Source organism: Aeromonas sp. 603079 (assembly GCF_049172135.1).
Lineage (GTDB): Bacteria > Pseudomonadota > Gammaproteobacteria > Enterobacterales > Aeromonadaceae > Aeromonas > Aeromonas veronii.
On sequence record NZ_JAAKPX010000004.1, the window covers coordinates 113,394 to 132,919 of the forward strand.

15 protein-coding genes are annotated in these 19,526 nt (G+C 59.6%); 9 read left to right on the forward strand and 6 right to left on the reverse strand.

Annotated features, from left to right (window positions below; translation table 11 throughout):
• Positions 1-50: 50 nt before the first annotated feature.
• Positions 51-206 (reverse strand): hypothetical protein, encoded by a 156-nt coding sequence (locus G5287_RS03915; protein WP_005345370.1) that lies wholly within the window; start codon positions 204-206, stop codon positions 51-53.
• 262 nt (positions 207-468) lie between these two features.
• Here G5287_RS03915 and G5287_RS03920 point away from each other — a divergent pair, with 262 nt between their 5' ends.
• Positions 469-1,866, forward strand: a complete 1,398-nt coding sequence (locus G5287_RS03920; RefSeq protein WP_421230884.1) for an alpha-amylase family protein — start codon at positions 469-471, stop codon at positions 1,864-1,866.
• Positions 1,867-1,982: 116 nt separating this feature from the next.
• Here G5287_RS03920 and gyrA read toward each other — a convergent pair whose 3' ends face one another.
• Positions 1,983-4,730, reverse strand: a complete 2,748-nt coding sequence (gene gyrA, locus G5287_RS03925; protein ID WP_043820157.1) for a DNA topoisomerase (ATP-hydrolyzing) subunit A — start codon at positions 4,728-4,730, stop codon at positions 1,983-1,985.
• Positions 4,731-4,928: 198 nt separating this feature from the next.
• Here gyrA and ubiG point away from each other — a divergent pair, with 198 nt between their 5' ends.
• From ubiG to yfaE, 5 genes are all read left to right on the forward strand, one after another.
• Positions 4,929-5,645, forward strand: a complete 717-nt coding sequence (gene ubiG, locus G5287_RS03930; RefSeq protein WP_058058173.1) for a bifunctional 2-polyprenyl-6-hydroxyphenol methylase/3-demethylubiquinol 3-O-methyltransferase UbiG — start codon at positions 4,929-4,931, stop codon at positions 5,643-5,645.
• Entirely contained in the window at positions 5,645-6,340 is a 696-nt protein-coding gene (locus G5287_RS03935; RefSeq protein WP_421230885.1) for an HAD family hydrolase, read from the forward strand. Before ubiG ends, G5287_RS03935 begins: the two co-directional genes overlap by 1 nt.
• 624 nt (positions 6,341-6,964) lie before the next feature.
• Positions 6,965-9,232 carry a class 1a ribonucleoside-diphosphate reductase subunit alpha gene (nrdA, locus tag G5287_RS03940; protein WP_421230886.1) on the forward strand — a complete coding sequence of 756 codons (2,268 nt, stop codon included), beginning with the start codon at positions 6,965-6,967 and terminating at the stop codon, positions 9,230-9,232.
• A gap of 80 nt (positions 9,233-9,312) precedes the next feature.
• The gene (nrdB, locus tag G5287_RS03945; RefSeq protein ID WP_005336708.1) at positions 9,313-10,446 is read left to right on the forward strand and encodes a class Ia ribonucleoside-diphosphate reductase subunit beta; all 1,134 of its coding nucleotides are present in this window, start codon (positions 9,313-9,315) and stop codon (positions 10,444-10,446) included.
• The gene (gene yfaE, locus G5287_RS03950) at positions 10,443-10,766 is read left to right on the forward strand and encodes a class I ribonucleotide reductase maintenance protein YfaE (protein WP_421230887.1); all 324 of its coding nucleotides are present in this window, start codon (positions 10,443-10,445) and stop codon (positions 10,764-10,766) included. Before nrdB ends, yfaE begins: the two co-directional genes overlap by 4 nt.
• Before the next feature lie 117 nt (positions 10,767-10,883).
• On the opposite strand, the gene mltA is transcribed toward yfaE, so the two are convergent.
• Positions 10,884-12,035, reverse strand: coding sequence for a murein transglycosylase A (gene mltA / locus G5287_RS03955; protein WP_421173214.1), 1,152 nt, complete (start codon positions 12,033-12,035; stop codon positions 10,884-10,886).
• 149 nt (positions 12,036-12,184) lie between these two features.
• On the opposite strand from mltA, the gene G5287_RS03960 reads away from it, so the two are divergent.
• Positions 12,185-12,436: a DUF1289 domain-containing protein gene (locus G5287_RS03960; protein WP_216953548.1), complete on the forward strand. Its 252-nt coding sequence runs from the start codon at positions 12,185-12,187 to the stop codon at positions 12,434-12,436.
• 101 nt (positions 12,437-12,537) lie between these two features.
• Here G5287_RS03960 and fruA read toward each other — a convergent pair whose 3' ends face one another.
• From fruA to fruB, 3 genes are read right to left on the reverse strand one after another with little or no spacing between them, the layout of a single operon-like run.
• Complete coding sequence (gene fruA, locus G5287_RS03965; protein WP_216953547.1) at positions 12,538-14,262, reverse strand: PTS fructose transporter subunit IIBC; 1,725 nt, start codon at positions 14,260-14,262, stop codon at positions 12,538-12,540.
• Complete coding sequence (gene pfkB, locus G5287_RS03970) at positions 14,259-15,248, reverse strand: 1-phosphofructokinase (protein WP_139402241.1); 990 nt, start codon at positions 15,246-15,248, stop codon at positions 14,259-14,261. The genes fruA and pfkB overlap by 4 nt, the downstream gene beginning before the upstream one ends.
• Positions 15,248-16,348 (reverse strand): fused PTS fructose transporter subunit IIA/HPr protein, encoded by a 1,101-nt coding sequence (fruB, locus tag G5287_RS03975; protein WP_167567260.1) that lies wholly within the window; start codon positions 16,346-16,348, stop codon positions 15,248-15,250. Before fruB ends, pfkB begins: the two co-directional genes overlap by 1 nt.
• Before the next feature lie 296 nt (positions 16,349-16,644).
• Here fruB and cra point away from each other — a divergent pair, with 296 nt between their 5' ends.
• Complete coding sequence (cra, locus tag G5287_RS03980) at positions 16,645-17,631, forward strand: catabolite repressor/activator (RefSeq protein ID WP_421230888.1); 987 nt, start codon at positions 16,645-16,647, stop codon at positions 17,629-17,631.
• Positions 17,632-18,189: 558 nt separating this feature from the next.
• Entirely contained in the window at positions 18,190-19,383 is a 1,194-nt protein-coding gene (locus G5287_RS03985) for an aromatic amino acid transport family protein (RefSeq protein ID WP_421230889.1), read from the forward strand.
• Positions 19,384-19,526: the final 143 nt, after the last annotated feature.

The following is a 19,526-nucleotide window of genomic DNA, read 5'->3' on the forward strand; positions in this document are numbered from 1 at the left end:
AGCCATGTCGCGACAAGAAAGCGCTACCCGGTAAAGAGAGGGCTAACGCCTTAGCCTGCGCGCTGATCCCGACCCTGCTGCACCATTTCAACCGGTAGTCGCGAGGGTTCATGGGCCACTTCGTGCTCATCCTCTTCATACAGCGGCACCTCTGACTCGCCCCATACCCGGCTCCACCAAATTTCCCACGTGATCCAACTGGTCATATGCAGCTCCTGACGGTGAAGGTGATAGCAACAACGCACCACTCGCCCGGCAGGATAGCGGCTGGGAATGACAGGGAAATGACAAAAAAATCAGTTGTAAAAAGGCAACTGGCGGTGGCGAGGAAAAGCCGAAACAGTTCACATATTCGGCGAAATCACTCTGAAAGCGGTCACAAATCTGCAGGTTGTGGATTGCAGCTCACTCTGTTCCCACCAAAGCTGGGTTGCCCATTCAGGCATCTATAAAAACAGGGACACAATAATGAAACACACAGCGGGAATATGGGCGATCGCAGGCATGCTGATCGCCCCCTTGGCGCACGCCGACGTCATACTGCACGCCTTCAACTGGAAGTACAGTGAAGTGACCGCCAAAGCCGACCTTATCAAGTCGGCCGGCTACAAACAGGTACTCATCTCGCCGCCTCTCAAGTCATCAGGCAACGAATGGTGGGCCCGTTACCAGCCGCAGGATCTGCGCCTTGTCGACTCACCCCTTGGCAATAAACAGGATCTCGAGCAGCTGATCGCCGCCATGAAGGCGCGGGGCATCGCCGTCTATGCCGATGTGGTGCTCAACCACATGGCCAACGAAAGCTGGAAACGCCAGGACCTCAACTATCCCGGCAACGAGCTGCTGCAAAGCTACGCCAGCAACCCGGCCTATTTCGAGCGCCAGAAACTGTTTGGCGATCTGGGGCAAAACTTCCTCTCCGGTCAGGATTTTCATCCCGAAGGGTGCATCAGTGACTGGAGCGATCCGGGTCATGTCCAGTATTGGCGTCTCTGTGGCGGTGCCGGTGACAAGGGGCTGCCGGATCTGGATCCCAACAACTGGGTAGTCAGCCAGCAACAGGCCTATCTCAAGGCGCTCAAGGGGATGGGGATCAAGGGCTTTCGGGTCGATGCGGTCAAACACATGAGCGATTACCAGATCAATGCCGTGTTCACCCCCGAGATCAAACAGGGGATGCATGTGTTTGGCGAGGTGATCACCACAGGGGGCGCAGGCAGCGCCGATTACGAGCGCTTCCTCAAACCCTACCTCGACAGCAGCGGCCAGGGTGCCTATGACTTTCCGCTGTTTTCCTCCCTGCGCGGGGCGCTAGGGTATGGCGGCAGCATGAACCTGCTGGCAGATCCGGGAGCTTATGGTCAGGCGCTGCCGGGTAGCCGCGCCGTCACCTTTGCCGTGACCCACGACATCCCCACCAACGACGGCTTCCGCTATCAGATCTTAAGCCAGACTGACGAGAAGCTGGCCTATGCCTACCTGCTTGGGCGCGATGGTGGCTCGCCGCTGGTCTACTCCGATCACGGCGAGACCCAGGCCAAGGATGGACTGCGCTGGCAGGATTACTACCAGCGCGCCGATCTCAAGGGGATGATCCGCTTCCACAATGCGGTGCAGGGTCAACCCATGCAGTTGATCGGCAGCGGTGACTGCTTCGTGCTATTCAAACGGGGCAAACAGGGGCTGGTCGGCATCAACAAGTGCGACTATGAGCAGGAGTATTGGCTCGATACCGCCAAATTCGAGATGAACTGGTATCGCAACTATCGTGACGCGCTCGACCAAGGCGCCGTGGTCAACGTGCAGAGCCAGTGGGTACGGGTCGCCATTCCCGCCCGCAGCGCCAGAATGTGGTTGCAGGAGTAATCCGCCAGCCCCCTGTCGCGCAGGAAGCTGGCAGTCATAAAAAGCAGACAAATAAAAAGAGCGACCACCAGGGTCGCTCTTTTTGCTCAGAGACGTTGCTCGGGTACTGGTGACGATTACTCGTCGCCCGCTTCCCCTGCATCGACCGCATCAGTGCCGGTCGCGGTATCGGTACCTTCAGATACCTCACCGTCAACGGCCAGAGCGTCGTTCTCGTCTTCGTCGCTCTCGGCGATGCGCTGCAGGCCAACCACGGTCTCGTCTTCACCGGTACGGATCAGACGGACACCGCCGGTGTTACGGCCAATGACGCTCACCTCGGCAACACGGGTACGCACCAGGGTACCGCCGTTGGTGATCAGCATGATCTGGTCGGTATCTTCGACCTGGATTGCATCGATCACCTTGCCATTACGCTCATCCACCTTGATGGAGATAACGCCCTGGGTACCACGGCTCTTGGTCGGGTACTCGGCCAACGCAGTCCGCTTGCCGTAACCGTTCTCGGTGGCGGTGAGGATGGCACCTTCGCCGCGCGGAACGATGAGGGAAACCACCTTGTCACCGGCGCCCAGCTTGATGCCGCGCACACCGGCGGCGGTACGACCCATCGGACGCACGCCCTTGAAGGTACCCTTGCTTTCGGTGCCTTCGCCGTTGTCGCTGCCATCATCGTCATTGCTGGCATCGTCGTCGGTTTCAACGTCATCGCTGACATCGGCATCGGCGCGACCGCTGCCTTCGGCGAAGCGAACGACTTTGCCCGCGTCGGAGAAGAGCATGATCTCGTTGCTACCATCGGTGATATCCACCCCGATCAGCTCATCACCCTCTTTAAGGTTGATGGCACGAATACCGGAGGAGAGCGGACGGCTGAAGTCAGAGAGGCTGGTCTTCTTCACGGTACCGTTGGCGGTGGCAAAGAACACATACTTCTCGGCATCATACTCCTTCACCGGCAGGATAGCGGTGATACGCTCACCCTCTTCCAGCGGCAGCAGGTTGATGATCGGACGACCACGGGCGCCACGGGACGCTTCCGGCAGCTGATAGACCTTGAGCCAGTAGACCTTGCCACGGGTGGAGAAGCACAAAATGGTGTCGTGGGTGTTGGCCACCAGCAGACGCTCCACAAAGTCCTCTTCCTTGATCCGGGTGGCCGACTTGCCACGACCACCGCGGCGCTGGGCCTCGTAGTCGGAGAGCGGCTGATACTTCACATAGCCCTGGTGAGACAGGGTAACCACCACGTCTTCCGGGGTGATCAGATCTTCGATGTTGATCTCGGCACTGGACATGCTGATCTCGGTGCGACGCTCGTCGCCATACTGCTCACGCACGGCCAGCAGTTCATCGCGGATCACTTCCATCAGACGAGCCGGGCTCGCCAGGATATGCAGCAACTCGGCAATCAGATCCAGCAGAGATTGGTACTCTTCCAGGATCTTCTCGTGCTCGAGGCCAGTCAGCTTGTGCAGACGCAGGTCAAGGATGGCCTGGGCTTGCTGTTCGGTCAGGAAGTATTGGCCTTCACGGATACCGAACTCGGGCTCCAGCCACTCGGGCCGTGCCGCGTCGTCGCCCGCTTTTTCAAGCATGGCGGCCACGTTGCCGAGTTCCCAGCCCTTGGCAACCAGGCCCGCTTTCGCGTCGGCCGGGGTCGCGCTGTGGCGGATCAGCTCGATGATGGGATCGATGTTGGCCAGCGCAACCGCCAGACCTTCCAAAATGTGCGCCCGATCCCGCGCCTTGCGCAGTTCAAACACGGTCCGGCGAGTTACCACTTCACGGCGGTGCAGCAGGAACGCATCCAGGATCTCTTTAAGGTTCATCACCTTGGGCTGGTTGTTATCGAGCGCCACCATGTTGATGCCGAACGTGGTCTGCATCTGGGTGTGCTTGTAGAGATTGTTCAGCACAATCTCGCCGGACTCGCCGCGCTTGATCTCGATAACGATGCGCATGCCGTCTTTGTCAGACTCATCGCGCAGGGCACTGATGCCCTCGATCTTCTTCTCTTTGACCAGCTCGGCGATCTTCTCGATCAGTCGAGCCTTGTTCACCTGATAGGGGATCTCGTGAACGATGATGGTCTCGCGACTGGTCTTCTCGTCCACTTCCACTTCAGCCTTGGCCCGCACATAGATGGAGCCACGACCGGTACGGTACGCCTGCACGATGCCGGAACGACCGTTGATAATGCCGCCGGTGGGGAAATCCGGGCCGGTGATGTAGGTCATCAGCTCGTCAATGGTGAGGTCGCCGTTTTCGATCAGCGCCAGGCAGCCGTTGACAATCTCGGTGAGGTTGTGAGGCGGAATGTTGGTCGCCATACCCACCGCGATACCGGAGGAGCCGTTGACCAGCAGGTTGGGAACCTTGGTAGGCATGACCGCCGGGATCATCTCGGTGCCGTCATAGTTCGGCACCCAGTCCACGGTCTCTTTGTCCAGATCAGCCAGCAGCTCGTGGGAGATGCGGGCCATCCGCACTTCGGTATAACGCATCGCCGCGGCGCTGTCGCCGTCGACTGAACCGAAGTTGCCCTGACCATCGACCAGCATGTAACGCATGGAGAAATCCTGCGCCATCCGGACAATGGTGTCATACACAGCGCTATCGCCGTGCGGGTGATATTTACCGATTACGTCACCGACCACACGGGCCGATTTTTTATAGGGCTTGTTCCAGTCGTTCCCCAACTCGTTCATAGCAAACAGAACGCGGCGGTGAACCGGTTTCAAGCCATCACGCACATCCGGCAGAGCTCGTCCTACGATCACGCTCATGGCGTAATCAAGATAGGAACTCTTGAGCTCTTCTTCGATGTTGACCGGCGTGATCTCTCTGGCCAGATCGCTCATAGAAAGCCTTATCCCTAATTAGTTGTTCTTTGGCTTAAACAGCGCGACATGGTAACACACTGAGCCAAATACCTTAAGCCACAAATCGGGTATCAGATCGGGCTGGTGTGACAAAGTCCGTCCGTTATAATGCCCGCCAGGACAATAGATTGCGCCCATGACTCAGAAGCGGGCGCCCTGCCACAGGATCTTCGAAAAATGAACAGTGATGCCAATGTCGATCTGACAGAAATCGCCAAGTTTGAAGCCATCGCCTCCCGCTGGTGGGACATGGAAGGTGAATTCAAACCCCTGCATCAAATCAATCCGGTACGCCTTGACTGGATCACCGACAAAAGTGGCGGTCTGTTTGGCAAGCGCATGCTCGATATCGGATGTGGTGGCGGCATCCTCTCCGAGAGCATGGCCCGCCGTGGTGCCAGGGTCACCGGCATCGACATGGGTAAGGAACCCCTCGGCGTCGCCCGCCTGCACGCCCTTGAGCAGGGTGTTGAGCTCGAATATCGCCAGATCACTGCCGAAGCCCATGCCGCTGAAGTGCCAGGCCAATATGACGTGGTCACCTGCATGGAGATGCTGGAGCATGTACCGGACCCCGCCTCCGTGTTGCGCGCCATCGCCACCTTGGTGCGCCCGGGCGGCCGGGTGTTTGTCTCCACCATCAACCGCAACCCCAAATCCTATCTGATGATGATCATCGGGGCCGAATACCTGATGAAGATGGTGCCCAAGGGTACCCACGATCACAAAAAATTCATCACCCCGGCCGAACTGTGTCGCATGGGTGAAGCAGCTGGCCTGCTGGTGCGGGATATGAGCGGGGTGCACTATGCACCGCTCTCCAACAGTTTCAAGCTCGGCAAAAATGTCGACGTCAACTATATGGTGGAGTTTGTCCGCCCGGAGCACGGTTGATGAGCTCCTCTCACCTGCTGCCTCTTCGTTGCGTGCTGTTCGATCTGGATGGCACCCTGCTCGACACAGCCCCGGATCTGGGGGCCGCCGTCAACCATGTGCTGGTGAGCGAAGGCTTTGCGCCGCTCTCTGACGACATCATTCGTCAGACCACCTCCCACGGAGCGCTCGGGCTGCTGAAAGCGGGCCTCGGCGACGAACTGCTTGAAGAGCTGGGGGCCACACGCCTGCGCAATGCCCTGCTCGACTACTACGCGGCCAACCTCTGTGTCGGGACCCGTCCCTATGAGGGAATGGTGGATCTTATCGAGTGGCTCGACGAGAAACAGCTCCCCTGGGGCATAGTCACCAACAAGCCGGGCTTTCTCACCGAGCCGCTGCTGGCGGCCCTGCCACAGCTTGCCAGCTGCGGCGTCACCGTCAGCGCCGACACCCTGCCGGTACGCAAGCCCGACCCCGCCCCTATGTTCTTTGCCTGTGAGAAGCTGGGGGTCGAGGCGGCTCACTGCCTCTATGTGGGGGATCATGTGCGGGATATCGAAGCGGGCCGCAATGCTGGCATGCGCACCGCGGTCGCTGGCTGGGGCTATCTCAATGATGAGGAAGATCCCGCCCAGTGGGGCGCCGACCTGCAATTCGATACCGTGCAAGCCCTGCACCACTGGCTGCGCTATGAGTTGACGGCCAAGGTGTAACGCACAGCCTTACCGGCTGATATGCGATAACGGGGCGAAGAGACTCTCCGCCCCTTGCATCTCTTCCTTTACGCTCCTGCGTCCTGCGCCACCATCACTCGTCTATTCATGGATAATAAAGGCAGCTTACAGTCTATTGGATACCCATTTGACACGCACACAACCGTCACAAAGCGGCCACAAACCACCGTCATCTGATGCAAAGCCCTTGCCACGCTGAGCCCGCGGCTGCGACAACTGGACAGCTTTTGACCCTTGTTGCATAAGGGATAATCAGCCGCCGTTTGCTAGTAAAAAGCCCCCCGTTTCGCAAGCAAAAAAAGTTATTTAAATTTTCCATCTTCGATCGGGAGACTTGCTTTTAGCGGAGCGGACGAATGAAAACCCGCTCACTGTGAGCGGTCACTAACTGATGGGGCAAGACTCACAATTTATCCACAGCTCGTCACTTATCCACACATTGCAATGGCGGGCTGACCTCACTATCTTGTAGCTCGAACTTAAAATAACACTACATCTTGTGATTCATCGCACAATCTCTACCCAATACCTGCACATCGCCGGGGCCAGGGGTGGTGTCATTGTGCGATGGTTTTTCGGGAATCAACTGAAGGTCATCAGCCAATGAACTTGTTTGTGACGAAGCGTAACGGACACAAAGAACCCATCGATCTGGATAAAATTCACCGCGTGCTGGACTGGGCCGCCGAAGGGCTCGACAACGTGTCGGTCTCCCAGGTAGAGCTCAAGTCCCACATCCAGTTCTATGACGGTATCCGTACCGCCGACATTCACGAAACCATCATCAAGGCGACGGCTGACCTCATCTCCGAGCAGACCCCTGACTACCAGTACATGGCCGCCCGTCTGGCCATCTTCCACCTGCGCAAGAAGGCCTACGGCCAGTTCGAACCGCCCCACCTCTACCAGCACGTGGCTCGTCTGGTCGACATGGGCAAGTACGACAAACACCTGCTGGAAGACTACACCCAGGCTGAATTCGAAGAGCTGAACGCGCACATGGATCACTGGCGCGACATGAACTTCTCCTACGCGGCGGTCAAGCAGCTGGAAGGCAAGTATCTGGTACAAAACCGCGTCACCGGCGAGATCTACGAGAGCCCGCAGTTCCTCTACATTCTGGTAGCGGCCTGCCTCTTCTCCAAGTATCCGAAGGATACCCGTCTGGACTACATCAAGCGCTTCTATGATGCGGTCTCGACCTTCAAGATCTCGCTGCCGACCCCGATCATGAGCGGCGTGCGCACCCCGACCCGTCAGTTCAGCTCCTGCGTACTGATCGAGTGCGACGACAGCCTGGACTCCATCAACGCCACCGCCAGCTCCATCGTGCGTTACGTTTCCCAGCGCGCCGGTATCGGCATCAACGCCGGTCGCATCCGCGGTCTTGGCAGCCCCATCCGTGGTGGCGAAGCGTTCCACACCGGTTGCATCCCCTTCTACAAATACTTCCAGACTGCCGTGAAGTGCTGCTCCCAGGGCGGCGTGCGCGGCGGTGCGGCCACCCTGTTCTACCCGCTGTGGCACACCGAAGTGGAAAGCCTGCTGGTGCTGAAGAACAACCGCGGCGTGGAAGAGAACCGTGTTCGTCACATGGACTACGGCGTGCAGATCAACAAGCTGATGTACCAGCGCCTCATCAAGGGCGGTGACATCACACTGTTCTCCCCGTCCGATGCGCCGGGTCTGTACGACGCCTTCTTCGCCGATCAGGACAAGTTCGAAGAGCTCTACGTCAAGTACGAGCAGGATCCGGCCATTCGCAAGAAGACCCTGAAAGCGGTAGACCTCTTCTCCTTGATGATGCAAGAGCGTGCCGGTACCGGTCGCATCTACATCCAGAACGTGGATCACTGCAACACCCACAGCCCGTTCGACCCGAGCGTGGCGCCGGTACGCCAGTCCAACCTCTGCCTCGAGATTGCGCTGCCGACCAAGCCGCTCAACAACATCGACGACGAGAACGGCGAGATCGCTCTGTGCACCCTCTCTGCCTTCAACCTGGGTGCCATCGACAAACTGGAAGATCTGGAAGAGATGGCGGATCTGGCCGTGCGCGCCCTCGATGCCCTGCTCGACTATCAGGACTACCCGATTGCCGCCGCCAAGAAGGGCAGCATGGGTCGTCGCACCCTGGGGATCGGCGTCATCAACTACGCCTACTACCTGGCTAAAAACGGTGCCCGCTACTCTGATGGCTCCGGTCTGGCACTGACTCACCGCACCTTCGAGGCCATTCAGTACTATCTGCTGAAAGCCTCCGTGCAGCTGGCCCGCGAGTTCGGCCCCTGCCCGCTGTTTGGCGAGACCACCTATGCCCAGGGCATTCTGCCGATCGACACCTACAAGAAGGATCTGGATGCGCTGTGCAACGAGCCGCTGCATCTGGATTGGGAAAGCCTGCGTGAAGAGATCAAATCCGTGGGGCTGCGCAACTCCACCCTGACCGCCCTGATGCCGAGCGAGACCTCCAGCCAGATCTCCAACGCCACCAACGGTATCGAGCCGCCGCGCGGTCTGGTGTCGGTCAAGGCCTCCAAAGACGGCATTCTCAAACAGGTGGTGCCCGAGTATGATCGCCTGAAAGATCAATACGAACTGCTCTGGAAGCAACCGAGCGTCGACGGCTACCTGCAGCTGGTCGGTATCATGCAGAAGTTTGTGGATCAGGCGATCTCCGCCAACACCAACTACGACCCGGCCCGTTTCGAAGGCAACAAGGTGCCGATGAAGCAGCTGCTGAAGGACTTGCTGACCGCCTACAAATACGGCCTCAAGACCCTGTACTATCACAACACCCGTGATGGTGCGGACGATGCACAGACCGATCTGCAAGATGACGGTTGTGCTGGCGGGGCTTGCAAAATCTAAGTCACGGCAAGATCTGATAACCGGGCGGGAGCGACAAGCTCCCGCTCTCCTGTTTTCTCCATACAGACATTCTGGTAACCATGGCCTATTCAACTTTCTGCCAAACCCAAAACGACCAGCTCAAAGAGCCGATGTTTTTTGGCCAATCGGTCAACGTAGCCCGTTATGATCAACAAAAGCACGAAGTGTTCGAGCGGCTGATCGAAAAGCAACTCTCCTTCTTCTGGCGCCCGGAAGAGGTGGATGTCTCCCGTGATCGCATCGACTATCAGGCCCTGCCGCCCCACGAGCAGCACATCTTCATCTCCAACCTGAAGTACCAGACCCTGCTGGACTCCATTCAGGGCCGCAGCCCCAACGTGGCGCTGCTGCCGCTGGTCTCCATTCCGGAGCTGGAAACCTGGATTGAGACCTGGGCCTTCTCGGAGACCATCCACTCTCGCTCCTACACCCACATAATCCGCAATATCGTCAACACCCCCGCCCAGGTGTTCGACGACATCGTGACCAACGAGCAGATCTTGAAGCGCGCCGGCTCCATCAGCCACTTCTACGACGACCTGATCGAAGCGACCGCCCTCTACAACCTGCATGGTGAAGGGACCCACACCGTCGCGGGCCGCGAAGTGACCATCACCTTGCGCGAGCTCAAGAAGAAGCTCTATCTGTGCCTGATGAGTGTCAACGCGCTGGAAGCGATCCGCTTCTACGTCAGCTTCGCCTGCTCCTTTGCCTTCGCCGAGCGTGAACTGATGGAAGGCAACGCCAAGATCATCAAGATGATCGCCCGCGACGAAGCGCTGCACCTCACCGGCACCCAGCACATGCTGAACCTGATGCGCACCGGCCAGGATGACCCGGAGATGGCCGAGATCGCCGCCGAGTGCGAACAGGCCTGCTTCGAGATCTTCAAGGAAGCGGCCATTCAGGAGAAAGAGTGGGCCGAGTACCTGTTCCAGGACGGCTCCATGATCGGCCTGAACAAGGACATCCTCTGCCAGTATGTGGAGTACATCACCAACCTGCGCATGAGCGCAGTCGGCCTGCAGCCAGCCTTTGCAGGTACCAAGCAAAACCCGATCCCCTGGATCAACACCTGGCTCTCTTCCGACAACGTGCAGGTCGCCCCGCAAGAGGTAGAGGTCAGCTCCTATCTGGTCGGCCAAATCGACAGCGAAGTCAATGCCGACGACCTGGGTGATTTCGAGCTGTGAGTGACGCCACCAACACGCTGACCCCTGCCCCGCACGCACCTGCCGAACAGCATGCGGTCGTGGCACCACGGGTACATACCCGGGATGGTGCCGTGCTGCACGCCCATCCCGGCGAAAGCGTGTTGGAGACCCTGGAGCGCCATGGTCATCATGTGGAGTTCCAGTGTCGAAGCGGCTATTGCGGCGCCTGCCGCACTCCGCTGATGGCTGGCAAGGTGCACTATCCTTCGGTGCCGCTGGCATTTGTCGCCCAAGGGGAGTGCCTCCCCTGCTGCTGCAAACCGGTCGGCGCCATCCGGCTGGATATCCGGAAGAGCTGACGCAGCCACCAGCTGCCACTCTCACAAAATAGAAAGCCGCCGGAGCAATCCGGCGGCTTTCTTTGTCTCTTCACATTGCTCGGGCGCCCGATGACAGACGCCCAAAGCCTCAGAGGATTACAACCAGGGGGCGGCAGTCGGCCCGTGGTGCAGGCCAAGCTTCCAGACCCGGCCGAAGTGTTTGTAGTGACCGGCTGCGACACCAGCCTTCTCACCCATACCGTGGTAGAGATCGAGGTGTCCCTTCTTCACCGCTCCGCCCACATCCAGCGCAATCAACAAGCGCAGCTGGTGCTTGCCGGTCCAGTTGCCCTCTTTATCGAGCAAAGGAACTTCGGCCAGGATCGGGGTACCCATCGGCAGCAGGGTCTTGTCGGCAGCGACGGCCGCCAGCGGCAGCAGCGGGATACCGGCGGCACCGATCACATCATTAGTCGGGCGACGCTCGAAGAAGACATAGGAGGGGTTCTGCTCTACCAGCTCCTTGACCCTGTGCTCAGGTTGCTGGTTGGCCCACTCCTTGATGGCCTTCATCGACATCTGCTCCTTGGGCACTTCACCGCGGTCAATCAGCACCCGGCCAATGCTCACATAGCCGTGGCCGTTCTTGCCGCTGTAACCCAGATATTGCAGCCTATCGTCGTCACCGTAGTGAACAAAGCCCGATCCCTGCACGTCCATCAGGAAGTTGTCGATAAGGGATTTGCTGTAACCCAGCTCCAACCCGCGGTTGGCAAGGGCGCCCTGGTGGATCTGTGCCCGGGTCGGACAACGGCTGCCGCAGTTGGGCATGGCATAGATGGGGTACTTATACTCGGCATCCGGGCGGTGACGCACCTCCAGCACCGGCGAGTAGTAGCCGGTAAAGAGCACGTTACCCATGCGATCGGCGCCGCCCAGCTGAGCCAGGCTGATGCCGTAACGGGTGATGTCGGCAGGATTGCCGCCGCCCGCCACCCAGCGGGAGAGCTGGTGATAGAGCTCGCCATAACGGCTCGCCATCCGCCCTGAACGCTGCATGACAATGCGACTCTGGGGGCCAAACTTGCTGTAATCGGCACTGGCACGACTGTTGACCCGCTCGACCCGCACCAGATCCCCCGGCAAGGTACCGTCCAGATACTGCTTGCCCAGATTTTCCGGCACCTCGCAGTTGAGAAAACATCTGTCATCAGTCTGTTTTTTTGGCACCTCTGCTTTGTCAGAGTTACCCGCACACCCGGCCAACCCCAGCACTATCGCGGTCAGCCAGAATCCGTGTTTGTTCATATGTCCTCATTTAACACCAAGAGTCCTGCTCGGCGGCAAGATGCCAAATTTGCAGGGGGAAAGCAAACGACATCAATCACTTGAAGAGAGATTTCTCCAAAGGGAGGATGCTGGGTTATAACAAGGTGACAGGATATGCGAGGTAATGGATGGAACAGCTCGAAATATTCCCGTTGCAGAGCCCCTGTATCGGGGTCTGCGAGGTGAACAACAAGGGCTATTGCAAAGGATGCCTGCGCAATCGCGAGGAGCGTTTCAACTGGCAGAAAATGAGCCCGGCCCAGCAACAGGATGTAATGCGTCTGTGTCGCGCCCGCAAGGCGCGGGTTGAGGCTGCGAGGCGCAAAGCGCTGGAAGGAGCGCAACCCCAGTTGCCAGAACAACAAGGCTGGGAGTTTTAACCACTCCCTATCTTCCCCTCACAGGTTACCTATCCTCCCGACAAAACAAAAAGCGGCCCACAGGCCGCTCTTGGTTATGACGTCTTGCCGGGTGGCGAGGCTTATGCCGTGGCCAGCTTGGCCTGCTCTTCGCCGCGCTTGAGCATGGCGTAGGAGACACCGGTCAGCAGCGAGCCTGCTGCAATGGCCACGATATACATCATGACATTGCTGATGGCGTGCGGGATGAACAGCACGAACAGACCGCCGTGGGGAGCCATCAGCTCGCAACCGAACAGCATGGAGAGCGCACCGGTCAGGGCGCCGCCGACCATGCAGGCCGGGATGACCCGCATCGGATCCTTGGCGGCAAACGGGATGGCCCCCTCGGAGATAAAGCACAGACCCAGCACGAAGGAGGCCTTGCCCGCTTCCTGTTCCGCCTTGATGAACTTGGCGCGGGCCAGGAAGGTGGCGATCCCCATCCCCAGCGCCGGCACCATGCCGGCGGCCATCACGGCAGCCATGGGGGCGTAGGTTTTGGAGGCCAGCAGGCCGACCCCGAAGGCGTAGGCTGCCTTGTTGACCGGGCCACCCATGTCGAAGCACATCATGGCACCGATGATGACACCCAGCAGCACAGCGTTGGCAGAGCCCATGTTGTTGAGGAACTCGGTCATGGCATTCATGATACCGGCCACAGGGCCACCGACGACGTAGATCATCACCAGGCCGGTAAACAGGCTGGCAAACAGCGGAATAATCAGGATCGGCTTGAGCGCTTCCAGGGTAGTCGGCAGGCGCACCTTGTCACTCAGGTATTTGGCACTGTAACCGGCCAGAAAACCGGCGACGATGCCGCCAAGGAAACCGGCGCCCAGCGAGCTTGCCAGCATGCCGCCGATCATGCCGGGAGCGAGACCCGGGCGGTCAGCGATGGAGTAGGCAATGTAACCGGCCAGCACCGGGATCATCAGGGCAAAGGCAGAGCCGCCACCGATCTTCATCAGAGCGGCGGCCAGAGTGCCTTCCACCTTGAACGCCTCAATCCCGAACACGAACGAGAGCGCGATAATCAGGCCGCCCGCCACCACCATCGGCAACATAAAGGAGACACCGGTCAGCAGATGCTTGTAGGGGCCAGCTTTTTCCTCTTTCTTGGGCTGGCTGGCACCGCTGTGACGATAGGTTTTCGCCTCGGTCCACGCCTTGCCCAACTCGGCACGGGTTTTCTTCAGTGCCGCACCGGTACTGGTGCGATAGACCAGCTTGCCGTCGAAACGAGCCATGTCCACCTCGATATCGGTGGCGAGGAACACCAGATCAGCGGATGCAATCTCCTCGGCGGTCAGGGCGTTCTGGGCACCGACCGAGCCTTGGGTCTCGACGCGGATCTGATAACCCAGCTGTTTGGCCATGGTCTCCAGCGCTTCTGCCGACATAAAGGTGTGGGCAACGCCAGTCGGGCACGCTGTCACTGCCACGATGCGCTTCCCAGCGGCGACCGATTTGGCGGCAGCAGGCGCGGCTTGATGACGATAGACGCTGGCACCGCTGGTGGCTGCTTCCAGCAAGGCAGCCGGATCCTGCAGGGCGAGATCCATGCTGCCCTGATAGACTCGCTTGCCATCATAGGCGGCGAGATCCACCGGGGCACTGGCGACAACCAGCACCAGATCGGCGGCGGCAATCTGCTCCTTGCTCGGTACTTGGCGGGGCTGCACGCTGGAGCCGACGTCGAGGGTGAGTTCCCAGCCAGCCAGTTTGGCCTGCTGTTCTATCCGTTTTGCAGCGAGAAAGCTGGTGGCAATGCCCGCCGGGCAAGCCGTAACCAAGATTGCTTTCATTGGGCATCTCCTGAGTTTTCCATTGAGGGGGTATTGCACTGAACCGGTGCCAGCGCATCCAGACGCTCTACGCGCACCTGTTCAAGTAAAGGGTTGAGCACATTGATATCGTCAAAGCCGACCGCCACCTGACTGACCGCCAATGCCGAGACGGCGGTGGCCAGCCGCAGGGTCTGCTCCGGCGCCCAGCCAAGGCTCAGACCATGGGCGAGACCTGCCACCAGAGAATCGCCAGCACCAACCGTGCTGACCACCTGCATCCGCGGCGGAATGGCTTGCCAAACGGCATCTGGGGCAAACCAGATGAGGCCATCGGCGCCGTTGGAGATCACCACGTTGGGGATCCCGCTCGCCTGCAGCGCGCGGGCACACTCGGCCTGCTCGCTCAGGGTCTTGATGGGGCGACCAGCCCATTGGCTCAGCTCCTCCAGATTGGGTTTGACCAGGGTCGGCGCCGCCTTGATCCCTTCGCTTAACGCCGCACCGCTGCAATCGAAGATCACCTGCTTGCCCTTGGCCTTGAGCAGGCGGATCAGATGGGCGCAGTAATCGGGGGCCACCCCTTTGGGCAGGCTGCCCGCCAGCACGAACCACTCGGCGTGAGGTGCCAATTTGTCGATGGCCTGCTCCAGCGCGCACACTTCCCCTTGCTGGATGGTGAGCCCCGGCAAGTTGAGATCGGTGACCCGACCGGACTGCTCGGAAATCTTGACGTTGATGCGGGTGCTGCCCGCGACACGGACAAAGTGATCATCCAGCGCACGCTCTGCAAACAGGGAGACAAAGCTCTGCTCATTGTCTGCGCCCAGCCAGCCGGTGACGCCCACCTCGCGGCCCAAGTCCTTGAGCACCATGGCGACGTTGATCCCCTTGCCTGCGGCACGCAGGTTGGCCTCGCTCACCAGATTGACCTCACCGAGGCTCATCGCCTCGAGGCGAGTAGTGAGATCAAGGGCCGGATTGAGGGTGATGGTAACAATCTTCATTAATGCGCCCCCTCGCCGAGACCAGCGGCGATGGCCTCACCGATCCCCTTGAGAGCCGCTTCGGCATCAGCCCCTTCGGCGCGAAACGCCAGACGGTGCCCGCATTTGACCCCAAGACCGATCACTTTCATCAGGCTCTTGGCGGAAACCGCTTCGCCGCTGCCATCCAGATTGGCCACCCGGATGTCGGATTCAAACTCTTTGGCCACCTTGACCAGCATGGCGCCGGGACGAGCGTGCAAGCCGTGGGGATTGATGATGGTGAAGGTTTCGGAAAGACCGCTCGCGGGGCCTGCTTGCAGCATGGCCAGTCCCTCGCCGCCCGCCAGCGTCGCCAGCTGACCAGCAGCCGCCAGTTTGGCCAGATTCTCCAGCTGCGGCAGATGGCCGCTATCTGCGGCGCACAGCAGTAGCATGGCGCTGACCGGCAGCTCCCCTGCGCGAAGTTCGCTGCTGGGCGTTGCCAACACCCAGCCAGTCTGGGCCGCTTGCGCCCGGGCCAGCCAGATGCCCTCGCCCAGATAGGCAGGATCGCTTGCCAGCAGCGCGCTCACCATGGCGGCATCGCCCCAGCCCGCCGATTTGGCGCGGGCGGCTGCTCCCAGCAGCAGTTGATCGCGATCATCGGCCGGGAAGTCAGCCAGGGTCAGGTATTGCACCTCTTTGGCGGCAGTGGCGCCAGTCAGGATGTTGATGATGGTGTCGGCATCGGTGGCCTCTTTGAGCTGAGCTGCCGCCTGCTCGTCACCCAGCACATGGGTGAGCTGGCGCAAAATGCCCAGATGCTCGTCGGACTTGGCGGCGATGCCGATGGCGACATAGGCGATCTGCCCCTCATCCCACTCGATACCATTGGGGAACTGGGCCACCATGACGCCTGTGCTCTTCACCAGATGACGGGTATCGGTGGTGCCGTGGGGAATGGCGATGCCACTGCCAAGATAGGTGGCATGCTGCGCTTCACGGGCCAGCATCCCATCCACATAGCCCGCTTCCACCAGACCGGCTTCGGTCAGTTTGCCTGCCAGCAGGGCAATGGCGTCCGACTTGGTCGCCACCGACTGCCCCAGCAAGATCTGCTCTCGCGCCAACTTCAACATAGAGATTCTCCATCAGGTTCCGGCCGCGCCGGTACGTCACAATTGAACATTCGGGTAACTCGCCAGCTGACAATAGACCCGAACACGGTTGACTGTGATCGGAGCCTGATTTTCAGGCCACTGGGTCTCTTCGTTGCTGACAGGCTGAATCGTTTCACTTACACTCAGACTGAATCGTTTCAGCGAATTGATCAAGTACCCACAAAGAGTGCTTTTCAATGATATGATCCCGCGCACACTTTTCGGTGCCCTCACCCGGCAGTGACCGTGGGCCTTGCAACTCAAACAGAGCCAATATGATGAAACTGGATGAAATCGCCGCCCTCGCCGGTGTCTCGCGCACCACGGCAAGCTATGTGATCAATGGCAAGGCCGACCAATACCGCATCAGTCAGGCCACCCGCGACAAGGTGATGGCCGTTGTCACCGCCCACAACTATCAGCCGGACAGCCGCGCCGCCTCCCTGCGCGGCGGCCAAACCAAGACCCTCGGCTTTATCCTGCCCGACCTTGAGAACGCCAGTTACGCCAAACTGGCCAAACGGCTGGAACAGGGGGCCCGGGCACAGGGATATCAGCTGCTCATCGTCTGCTCGGAAGATGAGCCCGCCACAGAAAAAGAGCTGGCCCAGATGCTGGTGAGCCGCCATGTGGACGCCCTGCTGGTGGCCAGTTGCCTGCCGCCGGACGACCCCTTCTACGGTAAATTGCAGGCGCAAGGCAGCCAGATCCTCGCCATCGACCGGGCGATGGCCGCCGACAAGTTTGTCACCGTCGCCAGTGAAAACGAGAAGGCGAGCCATGACCTCACCGCCTCCCTGCTCACCCCGGCCATTCGCCATATCGCCTTGATCACCGCACTGCCGGCACTCACGATCAGTCTGGAGCGAAAAGCAGGCTTCGAGCAGGCCATCGCGAGCCACAGTGCGACCTGCCACCTCTGTGAAGGGGCCCACTTCTCGCGCACCGAGGGGTATCGCCTGATCAAACATCTGCACCAGCAGCTGGGCCAGCTGCCCGAGGCGCTGATCACTACCTCCTATATCCTGATGGAGGGGGTACTCGACTACCTGTTGGAGCAAGAGATCGACATGAGCCAGCTCGCCATGGCCACCTTCGGGGACGATCGGCTGCTTGACTTCCTCCCCTTTGGCATCAACTCCCTGCCCCAACAGCACGACGCCCTAGCGTGCCAGGCGCTGGAGCTGGCGCTCAAGGCGGTGAACGGCGACTACCAGAGCGGGCTGCACTATGTGAGCCGCACCCTCAAGCGCCGTCGCTAACCTGACCGCAGCAGACTCGATTTGCTGTCAATGGGTGGGTAAAGCGAACAGATGACAATAAGGCTGCCAGCATTGGCAGCCTTATTGTTTTTCTCCACAACCCTACCCGCACGCTCTGCTTTCTCTACCGTCTGGCCGACTAAACAACCGGCCTCCACACTCCTTTCACCCCGCAACTAAACGCCAACACCACGACAAGGCACTCCCCATCCGTGCTGCAACCACTTGGCTGACCTGTATCAATGAGCCCCTGCCAGTCATTTTTTTGGTGCTTTTTTCTTCAATTAGCTACCGCTGTCATCATTTATTTCCACTTATTACCACAAGCCAGCACAAGATCCGTATAAAAGAGGTTGTTTCCGCTATTTTGATCCGCTAACTTGGCAACCATCTTTTACAACTGACAGGTTTTAGGTACAGATGTTCCCGTTCCGATATTGCTAGCCTCCGGCCCTATCACCGGAGGCACCTTCTGATAACGCCAATTAGCCCCCTCTTGTTGACGTCACTGCTGGCATCGCCTGTTTGCACTGACACCGCTACGTTCGGATGGATAACATGAATACCAAAACCCTGGGTTGTACCCTGTTGATTGCCGGCACCACCATAGGTGCCGGCATGCTGGCCCTGCCGCTGGCCTCCTCGTCCCTCGGCGGCCCCGCCACCCTGATGTTGATGGTCGGCCTCTGGGCCCTGATGGCCTTCACCGCCATGCTGCAAGTAGAGGCAAGCCTCAACACCGGCAAATGGTACCTGCACCAGCTGGCGGACCATCTGCTCGGCCCCTGGGGCAAGCGCATCGCCTCCTTCTGTATCCTGATGCTGTTCTACTCGCTGGCCTCCGCCTACATCAGCGGTGGCAGCAGCCTGTTGGCACAGGCGCTGGCCGATGCGGGCATGACCCTCACCCAGGAGCAGGCCGCCTGGGCCTTTACCCTGCTGTTTGGCGGCATGGTCTGTGTCGGCACCCGCTCGGTGGATTACCTCAACCGGCTGATGTTCACCGTCAAACTGGTGATCATGGTGGTGGTGCTTGCGTTGCTGCTGCCCCGCACTGAAGGGCAGCATCTGCTCTCGATGCCGCTGGGTCAGGGCCTGTTGCTGGCGGGCCTGCCGGTCATCTTCACCTCGTTCGGCTTTCACGGCTCCATTCCGAGCGTGATGCTCTACCTCGGTGACTGCCCCAAGCAGTTGCGTCGGGTCTTTGTCTGGGGCTCAGCCCTGCCGCTGATCCTCTACGTGTTGTGGCAGGTGGCGATCCTCGGTCTGCTCGGCCAGCAAGCCCTGCTGCAAACCGGCGGCGCGCTGGACAGCCTGCTGGCCAACGTCGGCAAGCTGGTGAGCTGGCCTGCGTTTAATCAGGCGATGCACCTGTTTGCAGATCTGGCACTCGCCACCTCCTTCCTCGGGGTAACGCTGGGGCTGTTCGACTTTATGGCCAAGGCAACCCTCCGCAAGGACAACTGGCAGGGCCGCACTCAGACTGGCCTCATCACCTTTGTGCCGCCATTGCTGTTTGCCCTCTACTTCCCGCAGGGCTTTATCATGGCCCTCGGCTACGCTGCCATTGCGCTGGCGATCCTCGCGGTACTGCTGCCGGTGGCGCTGGTATGGCAGAGCCGCAAGCAGGCGCCTGCCCACCACTACCGCGCCCCGGGTGGCGTAGTGGCGCTGGGAGTGGCCGCCGCCATGGGCGTGCTGATTGTTGGCGTCCAGATCAGCGTCAGCATGGGGCTGCTGCCCGCGCTGTAATCCCCGATACTGAAAGCAAAGCCCCGCCAATTAACTTGGCGGGGCTTTGTGCTATCAACGCTGCCATGATTCTGCCCATTCCCTCCTCGCACAAGAGGGATAAAGGACGTTTCAGCTACGCTTTTTCCATATGCAATGGAGTG